Annotated in this window: 12 protein-coding genes; 11 read left to right on the forward strand and 1 reads right to left on the reverse strand. The window is 70.0% G+C overall.

Translation table 11 applies throughout. From position 1 onward, the window contains the following. The first annotated feature begins 145 nt into the window (after nucleotides 1–145). From xdhA to BMX96_RS10960, 8 genes are all read left to right on the forward strand, one after another. Entirely contained in the window at nucleotides 146–1,621 is a 1,476-nt protein-coding gene (gene xdhA, locus BMX96_RS10925; protein WP_091845516.1) for a xanthine dehydrogenase small subunit, read from the forward strand. Continuing rightward, nucleotides 1,618–4,074, forward strand: a complete 2,457-nt coding sequence (locus BMX96_RS10930; RefSeq protein WP_091845517.1) for a xanthine dehydrogenase molybdopterin binding subunit — start codon at nucleotides 1,618–1,620, stop codon at nucleotides 4,072–4,074. The genes xdhA and BMX96_RS10930 overlap by 4 nt, the downstream gene beginning before the upstream one ends. Continuing rightward, nucleotides 4,071–4,832, forward strand: a complete 762-nt coding sequence (gene xdhC, locus BMX96_RS10935) for a xanthine dehydrogenase accessory protein XdhC (protein WP_091845518.1) — start codon at nucleotides 4,071–4,073, stop codon at nucleotides 4,830–4,832. Before BMX96_RS10930 ends, xdhC begins: the two co-directional genes overlap by 4 nt. Then, nucleotides 4,829–6,343, forward strand: a complete 1,515-nt coding sequence (locus BMX96_RS10940) for an ABC transporter ATP-binding protein (protein WP_091845519.1) — start codon at nucleotides 4,829–4,831, stop codon at nucleotides 6,341–6,343. Before xdhC ends, BMX96_RS10940 begins: the two co-directional genes overlap by 4 nt. Continuing rightward, a complete protein-coding gene (locus BMX96_RS10945) occupies nucleotides 6,340–7,428 on the forward strand; it encodes an ABC transporter permease (protein WP_091845520.1) in 1,089 nt (362 codons plus the stop codon). The genes BMX96_RS10940 and BMX96_RS10945 overlap by 4 nt, the downstream gene beginning before the upstream one ends. Continuing rightward, complete coding sequence (locus tag BMX96_RS10950) at nucleotides 7,425–7,718, forward strand: hypothetical protein (RefSeq protein ID WP_091845521.1); 294 nt, start codon at nucleotides 7,425–7,427, stop codon at nucleotides 7,716–7,718. The genes BMX96_RS10945 and BMX96_RS10950 overlap by 4 nt, the downstream gene beginning before the upstream one ends. A 25-nt stretch (nucleotides 7,719–7,743) precedes the next feature. Continuing rightward, entirely contained in the window at nucleotides 7,744–8,676 is a 933-nt protein-coding gene (locus BMX96_RS10955; protein ID WP_091845522.1) for an ABC transporter permease, read from the forward strand. Between the two features lie 140 nt (nucleotides 8,677–8,816). Beyond that, nucleotides 8,817–9,905: a BMP family ABC transporter substrate-binding protein gene (locus BMX96_RS10960; RefSeq protein WP_091845523.1), complete on the forward strand. Its 1,089-nt coding sequence runs from the start codon at nucleotides 8,817–8,819 to the stop codon at nucleotides 9,903–9,905. Nucleotides 9,906–9,941: 36 nt separating this feature from the next. Here BMX96_RS10960 and BMX96_RS10965 read toward each other — a convergent pair whose 3' ends face one another. Beyond that, on the reverse strand, nucleotides 9,942–10,655 hold the full coding sequence (locus tag BMX96_RS10965; protein ID WP_091845524.1) for a vWA domain-containing protein: 714 nt from the start codon (nucleotides 10,653–10,655) through the stop codon (nucleotides 9,942–9,944). A gap of 105 nt (nucleotides 10,656–10,760) precedes the next feature. Here BMX96_RS10965 and BMX96_RS10970 point away from each other — a divergent pair, with 105 nt between their 5' ends. From BMX96_RS10970 to BMX96_RS10980, 3 genes are read left to right on the forward strand one after another with little or no spacing between them, the layout of a single operon-like run. Beyond that, the gene (locus tag BMX96_RS10970; protein ID WP_091845525.1) at nucleotides 10,761–11,693 is read left to right on the forward strand and encodes an aldo/keto reductase; all 933 of its coding nucleotides are present in this window, start codon (nucleotides 10,761–10,763) and stop codon (nucleotides 11,691–11,693) included. Next, nucleotides 11,690–12,769: an NAD(P)/FAD-dependent oxidoreductase gene (locus tag BMX96_RS10975; RefSeq protein WP_091845526.1), complete on the forward strand. Its 1,080-nt coding sequence runs from the start codon at nucleotides 11,690–11,692 to the stop codon at nucleotides 12,767–12,769. Before BMX96_RS10970 ends, BMX96_RS10975 begins: the two co-directional genes overlap by 4 nt. Before the next feature lie 19 nt (nucleotides 12,770–12,788). After that, a complete protein-coding gene (locus tag BMX96_RS10980) occupies nucleotides 12,789–13,247 on the forward strand; it encodes a hypothetical protein (protein ID WP_091845527.1) in 459 nt (152 codons plus the stop codon). Nucleotides 13,248–13,249 lie beyond the last annotated feature (2 nt).

The following is a 13,249-nucleotide window of genomic DNA, read 5'->3' on the forward strand; positions in this document are numbered from 1 at the left end:
TCCCTCGCGGAACCGTCCCGGGCCGGTCTTGCCAAGGCCCGCCCGATCCGCCTAGCCTCGGTCGCGACAGGGCCGCCCGCTTTCTACGCCGCATCGAAAGGGGGCTTTCGCGCCAGGTAGGACGGTAACGCGGCGGACACATCACATGAATATCTCCTTCCGCCTGAACGGAGACGCGGTCACGGTCGACACGGCCCCGACCACCACCCTGCTGGACTGGCTGCGCGAGACGCGCGGGCTGACCGGCACGAAAGAGGGCTGCAACGAAGGCGACTGCGGGGCGTGCACGGTCATCGTCACGGACACCGACGGGCCGCGCACGTTGAATGCCTGCATCCTCTTCATGGGTCAGCTGGATGGCGCGGCGGTCCGCACGGTCGAGGGTCTGAGCGCGCCGGACGGCACGCTGCACCCGGTGCAGCAGGCGATGATCGACCATCACGGATCGCAATGCGGCTTCTGCACGCCCGGCTTCGTGACCGCCATGGCCTGCGCCCACCTGACCGGCGCCACCGACCACGACGACCAGCTGGCGGGCAATCTCTGCCGCTGCACCGGCTACGCCCCGATACTCCGCGCCGCCCGCGCGGCCGAGACCGCGCCGATCCCCGACCACATGCGCGACACCCCCCTTCATCTTTCCCCAAATACCTCGGGGGACTCCGCCCCCGGCGGCGGGGGGCAGAGCCCCCGCTCCCACGCCGCCGTCGGCGCGGCCTGGGGCCATACCGCGGCCCTGGCCGCCACCGGCGCCTCGGGCGCGGGCGACGCGGGATGGGCGCAGGAGGGCGTACGCCCCTCGACACTGGACGAGCTCGCCGAATGGTACGCCGAAAACCCCGAAGCGACGCTCGTCGCCGGGGCGACCGACGTGGGGCTGTGGGTGACCAAGGGCCTGCGCGATCTCGGTCCGGTGGCGCTTCTGAACGGCATCGACGAGATGCAGCGGATCGAGATCACCGACGACTCCGTGCGGCTGGGCGCCGGCGTGACGATCGCCGCGATGCGCGAGGCGCTGGCGCCGATCTGGCCCGGCCTGGGCGAGCTTCTGCGCCGCTACGGCTCGCAGCAGGTGCGCAATGCCGCGACCATCGGCGGCAATATCGCCAACGGATCGCCCATCGGCGACGGCTCGCCCGCGCTGATCGCGCTGGGCGCGCGGCTTCATCTGCGCAAGGGGGACGTGCGCCGCGACATCGCGCTTCAGGATTTCTTCATCGACTACGGCAAGCAGGACCGCGCGCCCGGCGAATTCGTCGAGGCCGTCACCGTCCCGCGTGGGCCCGGCGCGGCGCAGTTCCACAAGATCTCCAAGCGGTTCGACCAGGACATCTCGGCGGTCTGCGGATGCTTCTACATCGAACGCGACGGCGAGCGGATGACGACCGCGCGGCTGGCCTTCGGCGGGATGGCCGGCACGCCCAAGCGGGCGGCGCGGGCCGAGGCGGCGCTGATATCCGACGGGATCGCCGCCGCGCAGGACGCGCTGGGACAGGATTTCACGCCCATGTCTGACATGCGCGCCTCCGCGGCCTACAGGCTAGAGGCCGCGCGCGGCCTTCTCGCGAGACTTGACGAGTCCGACGCGCGGCAAGGCTCGGTGCTGGAGGTGCGGGCATGAGCGTCGCGAAGCCCCTGCCCCACGACAGCGCGCGGCAGCACGTCACCGGCGCCGCGCGATACATCGACGACATGCCGACGCCCGCGAACTGCCTGCACCTGGCGTTCGGGCTGTCGGACACCGCACATGGCGAGATCACCGCCATGGACCTCGACGCCGTGCGCGCGGCCCCCGGCGTGGTGGCGGTGCTGACCGCCGCCGACTTGCCCTTCGCCAACGACGTGGCGCCCGCCGCCCATGACGAGCCACTGCTGGCCGACGGCACCGTGCATTACGTGGGTCAGCCGATCTTCGCCGTTGCCGCCACCAGCCACCTGGCCGCCCGCAAGGCCGCGCGGCTAGGCCGGGTCGAGATCGCGGCGCGGCCCGCGCTGCTTTCGGTCGAGGACGCGCTGGCCGCCGACAGCCGGTTCGAGGACGGGCCCCGCATCTACGCCAAGGGCGACAGTGGGGCGGCCCTGTCCCGGGCGGCCCACCGCCTGACGGGCCGGATCGAAATGGGCGGGCAGGAGCATTTCTACCTCGAAGGCCAGGCGGCTCTCGCGATCCCCGGCGAGGGCGGCGACATGGTGGTTCAGTCGTCGTCGCAGCACCCGACCGAGATCCAGCACAAGGTGGCCGAGGCGCTGGGTCTGCCCATGGCCGCCGTGCGCTGCGAGGTGCGGCGCATGGGCGGCGGTTTCGGTGGCAAGGAAAGCCAGGGCAACGCGCTCGCCGTGGCCGCGGCCGTGGTCGCCGCCGTCACCGGGCGGCCCTGCAAGATGCGTTACGACCGCGACGACGATATGATCATCACCGGCAAGCGCCACGACTTCCGCATCGATTACGACGTGGGCTTCGACGATGATGGCGCGATCGACGGGCTGGACTTCACGCAATACGCGCGCTGCGGCTGGGCACAGGACCTGTCGCTGCCGGTGGCCGACCGGGCCATGCTGCACGCCGACAACGCCTATCACCTGCGCGACGTGACCATCACGTCGCACCGGCTGAAGACCAACACCCAGAGCGCAACTGCCTTCCGGGGCTTCGGCGGGCCGCAGGGCATGCTCGGGATCGAGCGGGTGATGGATCACATCGCCCATCACCTGGGGATCGACGCGCTGCGGGTCCGTCGGGCGAACTACTACGCCGACGTGCCGGTCGAGGGCGCAGGACCGGGGGGCCAGCCCCCCGGACCCCCCGGAGGTATTTCGGGAAAGATGAAGCCGGGGGACAGCGCGTTGGCGGGCGAGATGCCGATCCGCGGCGATGGCGATGCGGCCAGCCGGGGTGCGGACGTGGAAATGACGGCGCCGGTGGCGGGCCGCGCGGCGCCGGGCGACCAGACGACGCCCTATCACATGCCGGTCACCGACTTCATCCTGGGCCGCATGACCGAGCGGCTGGTGGACGAGGCCGATTACCACGCGCGCCGCGCGGCGGTGGCCGAATGGAACGCGGCCAACGACGTCCGGAAGAAGGGGATCGCGTTCACCCCCGTGAAATTCGGGATCTCGTTCACGTTGACGCACCTGAACCAGGCCGGCGCGCTCGTGCATGTCTACCAGGACGGCTCGGTCCACCTGAACCATGGCGGCACCGAGATGGGACAGGGGCTTTACCAGAAAGTGGCTCAGGTCGCGGCCGACCGGTTCGGGATCGCGCTATACCAGGTGAAGATCACCGCGACGGATACCGGGAAGGTGCCCAATACATCGGCCACCGCCGCCTCGTCGGGCGCCGACCTGAACGGGATGGCGGTGAAGGTGGCCTGCGACACGATCCGCGACCGGATTGCGGGATTTCTGGCGGAATTGCACCAGTGTTCGGCCGCGTCCGTCGTCTTCGAGGATGGATTTGTGCAAGTCGGCGCCGAACGGCTGCCCTTTGCCAAGGCGGTCCAGCTGGCCTACCAGGGCCGCGTCAGCCTGTCGGCCACGGGGTTCTACAAGACGCCCGATATCGAATGGGACCGCATCCGCGGGCGCGGGCGGCCCTTCTACTATTTCGCCCATGGCGCGGCGGTGGCCGAGGTGGTCATCGACACCCGCACGGGCGAGAACCGCATCCTGCGCGTCGACATCCTGCATGACGCGGGGCGGTCCCTGAACCCGGCCATCGACTTGGGCCAGATCGAGGGCGGCTTCGTGCAGGGGGCCGGGTGGCTGACCACCGAGGAACTGGTCTGGGACGATCACGGCCGGCTGCGCACCCACGCGCCCGCCACCTACAAGATCCCCGCCGCCTCGGACCGGCCCGAGATCTTCAACGTCGCACTGTGGGACGGCGCCAATGCCGCGCCGACGATCTATCGCTCGAAAGCCGTGGGCGAGCCGCCCTTCATGCTGGGCATCGCGCCGTTCCTCGCGCTGTCGGACGCCGTGGCGGCGTGCGGGCCGCACTACCCCGCGCTGGACGCGCCGGCGACGGCCGAGCGCGTGCTGGCCGCCGTTCGGAGGGCCCGCGGATGAGCGCCGTCTGGGTCGAGGTCCTGCGCGCCCGGGGCTCGGCGCCGCGCGACGCGGGCACCGCCATGCGCGTGACCGAGACCGGGGCCGACGGCACGATCGGCGGCGGCACGCTGGAGCACCGCGCCATCGCCATCGCGCGCGACATGCTGCGCGACGGCACCGACACCGCGACGCGCAGCTTCCCGCTGGGCCCAGGGTTGGGGCAATGCTGCGGCGGGGCCGTCACGCTGGGATTCGGCCGCGCGCCGCGGCCCGTGGACCCGGTGCCGGTCTTCGCCGAGCGCGCCGCGCCCGCCGCCGGGGCGCCCGCGCTGTGGATCTGGGGCGCGGGACACGTGGGCCGCGCGGTGGTGGCCGCCCTGCCCCCGGCGGCCTTCGACGTCACGTGGATCGACGCGGACCGGTCCCGCTTCCCCGATCCGGCACCGCGCCATGTCGACGTGGTTCCGGCGGCGGACATGCCGCGGCTGGCGGTTCGCGCCCCGCGATCGGCGCGGCACCTTGTCTTCACCTACAGCCACGACATCGACCTCGCGCTCTGCGCCGCGCTGCTGCGGCATGGGGCAGCGGGGATCGGGCTGATCGGGTCGGACACCAAGTGGGCCCGCTTCTCGAAACGACTGCGCGCCATGGGGCTTGACCCCGGCGCGATCACCTGCCCGATTGGGGACAAATCTCTGGGAAAGGCGCCCATGGACATCGCCCGAGGCACCGTCGAGGCATTGCTGGCACACTCCGACATCCGGGCCGCGTCGTGACCGCGCCGCTGTTGTCGATACAGGGGCTGACCAAGGCCTATCCCGGCGTGGTCGCCAACGACGACGTGTCCTTCGAGATCGGCAAGGGGCAGATCCACGCCCTGCTGGGCGAGAACGGCGCGGGCAAGTCGACGCTGGTGAAGATGATCTACGGTCTCGTCACGCCCGACTCGGGCCGGATGGAGATCGCGGGACAGCCGCACGCGCCGGCCACCCCGCTGCAGGCCCGAGATGCGGGCGTCGCCATGGTGTTCCAGCATTTCAGCCTGTTCGACGCGCTGGACGTGGCCGAGAACATCGCGCTGGGCATGACCGACCCGCCGCCCATGCGCGACCTGGCCGCCCGCATCCGCGAGGTGAGCCATGCCTACGGCCTGCCGCTGGACCCCGACCGGATCGTGGGCGACCTGAGCGCGGGCGAGCGGCAGCGGGTCGAGATCGTGCGCTGCCTGCTGCAGGATCCGCGCCTTCTGATCATGGACGAGCCCACGTCCGTCCTGACCCCGCAGGAGGTCGAGATCCTGTTCGCCACCCTGCGCAAGCTGGCGGCCGAGGGCACCGCGATCCTTTATATCAGCCACAAGCTGGAAGAGATCCGCAGCCTGTGCGACGCCGCCACGATCCTTCGCCTGGGCAAGGTGGTGGGCCGCTGCGACCCGCGCGAGACCTCGGCGCGCGAGCTGGCCGAGCAGATGGTGGGCAGCACACTGTCCAGCCCCGCGCGCCCCGAACACACCCCGGGCGACACGCTGCTGACGGTCGAGAACCTGAGCCTGCCGCCCGCCCATGCCTTCGGCACACCGTTGCGCGACATCCAGATCACGCTGGCGCGCGGCGAGGTTCTGGGCATCGGCGGGGTCGCGGGAAACGGGCAGGATGAACTGCTGGCCGCGCTGTCGGGCGAACGACTGAGCCCGCGCGGCACCGTGACGCTGGACGGCAGCGACCTGTCGCGCGCGGGTCCCGAGGCGCGGCGCAAGGCCGGCCTTTTGTCGGCGCCCGAGGAGCGGCTGGGCCACGCGGCGGCGCCCGACATGAGCCTGACGGAAAACGCGCTGCTGACCGGGCACGGCCGCAAGGGCCTGACCGGGCGCGGCTTCATCGACTGGCGCGGGGCGGCGGGCTTCGCGCGCGACATCATCGCCGCCTTCGACGTGCGCACCCCCGGCGAAGGCACCGCGGCGCGGGCACTGTCGGGCGGCAACCTGCAGAAATTCGTCATCGGGCGCGAGGTGCTGCAAGGCCCCACCGTGCTGGTCGTGAACCAGCCCACCTGGGGGGTCGACGCCGCCGCCGCCGCCGCGATCCGGCAGGCGCTGCTGGACCTGGCCGAGGCGGGCGCGGGCGTCATCGTCATCAGCCAGGACCTGGACGAGCTGATGGAAATCTCGGACCGGTTCGCGGCCCTGAACGAGGGACGGCTGAGCGCGCCTGTCCCCGCCGCGACGCTGGACGTGAAGCGGATCGGCCTGATGCTGGGCGGGGCCCACGACATGGAGGCCGCGGAATGATCAGCCTGGAAAAACGCCCCACCCCGTCGCGGGCCTGGACCTATGCCACGCCGTTCCTGGCGGTGGCGCTGACCGTGATCGCGGGCGGGCTGATGTTCGCCGCGCTGGGCAAGGACCCGGTCGCGGCCATCCGCACGATTTTCTACGACGCGCTGTTCGATCCGCAATTCGCGGCCTATTCGCGCCCGCAACTTCTGGTGAAGGCCGGGCCGCTGATCCTGATCGCCACCGGCCTCGCGCTGGGGTTCCGCGCTGGGGTCTGGAATATCGGGGCCGAGGGGCAATACATCATCGGCGCGCTGACGGGTGCGGCGGTGGGGCTGGCGCTCTATCCCGCCGACACGCGGATGATCTTCCCGCTGATGGTCATCGTGGGCGCGCTGGGCGGCTGGGCCTGGGCGATGATCCCGGCGATCCTGAAGACGCGGTTCAACACCAACGAGATCCTCGTGTCGCTTCTGCTGGTCTACGTGGCCGAGAACCTGCTGGCCTCGATGGCGGTGGGGCGGCTCAGGAATCCCGAGGGCGGCGGCTTTCCGGGCTCGCGCAACCTGAGCCAGTGGGACTCGGCCGCGAACCCCGAGCTGATCGCCGATACCGGCATGCACTGGGGCGTGGTCGCGGCCTTCATCGCGGTGATCTTCGCCTACATCCTGCTGAACCGGCACCTGACCGGGTTCCACATCCGGCTGGCGGGACAGGCGCCGCGCGCGGCGCGCTTCGCCGGGGTCGAGCCGACACGGCTGGTGGTGCTGTGCCTTGGCATCTCGGGCGCGCTGGCGGGGCTTGCCGGGATCTTCGAGGTGACGGGACCGGCGGGACAGATCAGCATCGATTTCAACGTGGGCTACGGGTTCACCGCGATCATCGTGGCCTTCCTGGGCCGGCTGCACCCCATCGGGATCGCGCTGGCGGGGCTTCTGATGGCGCTGACCTATATCGGCGGCGAGCTCGCGTCCTTCATGCTGGGCATTCCGGCGGCGGCGATCCAGGCCTTCCAGGGGATGCTGCTGTTCTTCCTGCTGGCCGTCGACGTGCTGACCAACTACCGCGTGCGGCTGGGCCGTCGCGAGGCGTCGGCATGAGCGCGAACGCCCGCACCGCCGTGGCGATCCTGGCCGCCGTCGCCTTCGTCGTGTCCATGTTCCTGGGCGCGCTGACCACGCCCATGGTGCCGGCGGCGCTGACCGGCCTCGCGTCCAGCATCCGGGCCGGCGACGCGCAATCCATCGCGATCCTGGGAGTGATGCTGGCGGCCATCGCGGTGGCGCTTTTGCAGGTCCGCCGGGGCTGGGCGCAGGTCGTTCTGGCCGTGATCGCCGGGCTGGCGCTCGGCTCGCTGGCGCCGCCGGTGATGGCAGGCAGCGCCCCATGACCGCCCATACCCAACGGAGCACGCCATGGACCTGAGTGCCATTTCCCCCACCCTGCTGGTCGCGTCGCTGATGGTGGCAGCCACCCCGATCCTGCTGGCCGCCCTGGGGGAGCTGGTGGTCGAGAAATCCGGCGTGCTGAACCTGGGCGTCGAGGGCATGATGATCACCGGCGCCATCTGCGGCTTCGCCGTGGCGGTGGAGACCGGGAACCCCGTGGTGGGCTTCTTCGCCGCCGCGCTGGGCGGGGCGCTGTTGTCGATGATCTTCGGCGTGCTGACGCAGTTCTTCCTGTCGAACCAGGTGGCGACCGGCCTGGCGCTGACGCTGTTCGGGCTGGGGCTTTCATCGCTTCTGGGACAGGGCTACGTGGGCATCAAGCCGCCGTCGACGCCGCGGCTGAACCTGGGACCGCTCAGCGACCTGCCCTTCGTCGGGCGCGTCGTCTTCGGCCACGACTGGGTCGTGTATCTCAGCCTGATCCTGTGCGTGGCGATCTGGTACTTCCTGCGGCGCACCCGCGCGGGACTGAAGCTGCGCGCCGTGGGCGAAAGCCACGACGCCGCCCACGCCATGGGGCTGAAGGTGCGCGCGATCCGGCTGGCCGCCATCGCCTTCGGCGGCGCCATGGCGGGGCTGGGCGGTGCCTATCTGAGCCTCGTGCGCGTGCCGCAGTGGACCGAGGGCATGACGGCGGGCGCGGGCTGGATCGCGCTGGCCATCGTGGTCTTCGCCAGCTGGCGCGCGGGCCGCGTGCTGGTCGGCGCCTACCTGTTCGGCGGCGTCACCGTGTTGCAGCTGAACCTGCAGGCTGCCGGTGTCGCGCTCCCGGTCGAGTACCTGTCGATGTCGCCCTACCTCATCACCATCGCGGTGCTGGTGGTCATGTCGGCGCGGGGAACGCGGCGCAGCCTGGGCGCGCCTGCGGACCTGGGCAAACAGTTCCACGCCGTCCACTGATCCCGCCGCTTCGCGCGGCGCGTAATTTCGCGCCATCTGCGCAGCAATCGGGCGCGAACGCCCCGGTTTCCCCGGCGGATGACTTGCCTCGGCCCCCGGTCTTTATCAAAGTGCCCTGAAAAAGCATCAGGGAGAACGACATGCTTCGCAGAACACTTCTGGGCGCCGCCGCCACCGCGCTGGTGATGACGACGGGCGCCTTCGCGCAGGACGACAAGACGAAGGTCGGCTTTGTCTACGTGGGCCCCGTCGGCGATGGCGGCTGGACATACGAGCACGAGCAGGGCCGCCTGGCCGTGGTCGAGGAATACGGCGACCAGGTCGAAACCGTGTTCCAGGAAAGCGTGCCGGAAGGCGCCGACGCCGAGCGCGTGATGACCCAGATGGCCCTGTCGGGCGCGGACCTGATCTTCACCACCTCCTTCGGCTACATGGACCCGACCATGAACGTGGCCGAGAAGTTCCCGGACGTTAAGTTCGAGCACGCGACCGGCTACAAGACGGCCGAGAACGTCGCCAACTACTCGGCCCGCTTCTACGAGGGCCGCGCGGTGCAAGGCTATATCGCCGGCAACATGACCGAGACCAACAAGATCGGCTACATCGCGTCCTTCCCGATCCCCGAGGTCATCCGCGGGATCAACGCGGCCTACCTGGCGGCGAAGAAGGTGAACCCAGAGGTCGAGTTCAACATCGTCTGGGCCTTCACCTGGTTCGACCCCGCCAAGGAAGCCGATGCCGCCAAGGCGCTGATCGAACAGGGCGCCGACGTGATCCTGCAGCACACCGACTCGACCGCGCCGCAGGCCGCCGCCGCCGAGGCCAGCACCGATGGCACCCAGATCATCACCTTCGGCCAGGCCTCGGACATGAGCGAATACGCCCCGCTCCCGCGCGTGAGCTCGATCATCGACAACTGGGCGCCCTACTACATCGAGCGCGTGGGCGCGGTCATGGACGGCACCTGGGAAAGCCAGTCGGTCTGGCACGGCATCGCCGAGGGCATGGTCGGGATCGGCGAGATCTCGGACGCGGTGCCGGAAGACGTGAAGGCCGGCGCGCTTGAGATCCGCGACGCCATCGCCGCGGGCGAGATGCATCCCTTCACCGGCCCGATCAACCGGCAGGACGGCTCGGTCTGGCTGGAAGAGGGCGAGACGGCCGATGACGGCACCCTGCTGGGCATGGATTTCTACGTCGAGGGCCTGACCGGCGAGATCCCGAACTGATCCACCGCCCCCGCGCGACGGATCCGACCCCGCCCCTTACCCGGGCGGGGTTTTTCTTTGCCCCGCGCCAGAGACGCCGTAGACCGGGCAGCCCAGCGTCAGCGACAGGGCGGAAACCAGGTCGTCCACGGTTTCGGCCGGCACGTACTGCCCGCCGGTGGTCTCGGCCAGGCACGACGCGGCGGTCTCGGCCCCCACGTTCACGCCCCGTCCCCAGTCGAAATGCTCGGCCCGGACCTTGAAGCCGATTACGTGCACGGTCAGGTCCACGCCCTCGTGGGCCAGGTGTGCCGCCAACTGGCAGGTGGCGCCGCCGCAAGTCTCCTTGCCGTCGGTCACCAGCACGACCGTGGCCGGGCGCCGCGTGTAGTCCAGCGCCTCGGCCGCCTCGGCCACGGCCCGGGTCAGGGGCGTCGGGCCGGCCGGGGCCAATTCGTCGATCACCGACAGGATTCGCGCGCCCGCGCCGGCGACGGGTGGGAAGTGGTGAGTGACGTTCTCGCAAGCGTCGCGCGCAGCGCCGGGGCCATAGACGGTCAGGCCCAGCCGGCGCAGACGCTCGATCCGCGGAATGATGCGGTGCAGGGCCTCGCGCGCCTCGAAGATCCGCGGCGTGTCGAGCCGGTTGAACCCCATCTCGGACATGGAGCCCGAGCCATCGAAGACGATGATCGCGTCTTCGGTGCAATCCTGCGAGGCTATGGCGGGTTGCACCGCCAGGACCATCGCCGCGAGGGCCACCCATTTCATGTCCCGAGCGTGTCACCCCGCCATTGCCCTGTCCAGTTCGCAAAAAACGGCTGATGGGCGCGATCTCGGCTTTCCGTGGGCACGGGGCTTTGGCACTCTGCGGCCATGACCGATATTACCGCGCCCGACGGCACCCCGCTCTCATCCTTCTGCTTCGGCGCCATGCAGTTCGGCGGCAAGGCAGACCACGACGCCAGCCACGCGATGTACCTGGCCTGCCGCGAGGCTGGCATCAACTTCTTCGACACCGCCCATGTCTATACCGACGGCACGTCCGAGACCTGGCTGGGGGAATTTGCCGCCTCCGAACGGGACAAGCTGGTCATCGCGTCCAAGGCCAACTACCCGGGCGGCGCGGGGCGCGACAACATCCTCAAAAGCGTGGACGACTCCCTGTCGCGGCTGAAGATGGAGATGATCGACGTCTACTACCTGCACCGCTGGGACGGCGACACGCCGCTGGAGGAAAGCTTCACCGCGCTCGCCGAGATCCAGGAAGCGGGCAAGATCCGGCACGTGGCCGTGTCCAACTTCGCCGCGTGGCAGGTGATGAAGGCGCAGGCCGTGGCGAAGGACTGCGGCACGCGCATCGACATGATCCAGCCCATGTACAACCTGGTGAAGCGGCAGGCCGAGGTCGAGCTTCTGCCCATGTGCCAGTCCGAGGGTATCGCCGCCGCGCCCTATTCGCCCCTGGGCGGCGGGCTGCTGACCGGCAAGTACCGCGCGGGCGGCGAAGGCCGGATCACCGAGTCCGAGATGTATTCCAAGCGGTATTCTCAGGACTGGATGCACAACACCGCCGCCGACCTGAACACGCTCGCGCTGCAGATGCGGATGGATCCCGCGACACTGGCCGTGGCATGGGCCGCCCGGCATCCCGGCGTCACCGCGCCGATCATCAGCGCGCGCGATGTTGACCAGTTGCAGCCATCGCTGGCCGCCATGTCCTTCGAGATGGACGATGCGCTTTACGCGCGGATCAGTTCGCTGTCGCCCACCCCGCCCCCGGCCACCGACCGGCTGGAGGAGGCGTGAGTTACGACATCATCGTCATCGGGGGCGGCATCGCTGGCGTCTCGGTCGCGGCCGAACTGTCCGGAGAGGCGAGCGTCCTGCTGCTCGAGGCCGAACGGTCGCTGGCCTACCACGCCTCGGGCCGGTCGGCGGCGATGTTCCTGCCCTTTTACGGCAACCGGGTCGTGCGGACGCTGAACGAGGCCAGCGCCGATCACCATATGAACGCCGATGGTGGTGTCCTGCGCCCGCGCCCGTTCCTGTCGGTCGCGCCCGAGGCCAAGACCGATCACCTTGACCGCGCCACGGCCGAGCTGGGCCTGACACCCATGGCGCCCGAGGACGCGCTGAAGCTGCTGCCGATCCTCGATGCCGACTGGCTGGTGGCGGCGGCCACCACCGACCAGGCGTGGGAGCTGGATACCGATCTTCTGATCCAGAACTACCGGCGGCGGCTGCTGGCCAATGGCGGGCAGATCGAGACCGCCGCACGCGTGGATGGGATGACCCGCACCGACGGCAGCTGGCACGTGAGCTGGCAGGGCGGGGACGCGCGCGCGCCCGAGATGGTGAACGCCGCCGGGGCCTGGGCCGACCCGGTGGCCGCCATGGCCGGCCTCGCGCCGCTGGGCCTGCAGCCGCACCGCCGCTCCATGGCGCAGCTGGCCGCACCGGGCGAGCGGGACGTGACGGACTGGCCCTTCGTCGAGGAAGTGGACGAGACCTGGTACGCCCGCCCCGACGCGGGCCGCTGGATCGTGTCGCCCGCCGACGAAGATCCGGTCGATCCAGGCGACGCGTGGGCCGATGACATGGTGCTGGCCGAAGGGTTGGCACGCTACCAGGAGGCGGTGACGGTCGAGGTGACGAAGCCGCTGACCACGTGGGCGGGCCTGCGCACCATCGCGCCCGACCGCACGCTGGTCGTGGGCCCCGACCCGCGCATGGCGGGCGTCTGGTGGTCGGCGGGACAGGCCGGCTACGGCTTCCAGACGGCACCGGCCGTGTCGCGCCTGCTGGCCGCGCAGATACAGGGCCGGACCCCGGATCTGGACAGCGAGACGGTGACCGCGCTAGGCGTAGAGCGCCTGATTTGATCACAGAAAGGTATTTTCCATGCGCCTCATTCCTCTTGCCGCCCTGTCCCTGACCCTCGCGACACCGGCCCTGGCCGAGACCCAGCTCGAGCGGATGGAGCGCCTGTCCGAAGCGATGCAGGTCAAGATGTTCTCGACAATGCTGCAAGGCACCGATTTCGACGTGGCCTCGGCCGTGGCTTGGGACGACGAGATGCGCGCCAGCGCGGAATGCGTGCTGGATGCCTACGCGGCCGAAAGCTCGGAAGAGAACCTGGAGTCGGTCTTCGACCAGATGGAAGAGATCATCGCCCAGCCGGCGGCCGACATGGCCGCCATGGAAGAGCAGATGAGCAATTTCGCCGCCCCCGTCCCCGAAGAGCGCGCGATCGAGATCAACCGCAGCTGCGGCATGGTCGACCTGCAAATGCAGAAAATGCAGGAGTCGGGCCTGATGGACGCGATGATGCAGGCGCAGATGCAATCCCAGGGCAACTGACG

The organism is Palleronia pelagia (assembly GCF_900110115.1).
GTDB lineage: Bacteria > Pseudomonadota > Alphaproteobacteria > Rhodobacterales > Rhodobacteraceae > Palleronia > Palleronia pelagia.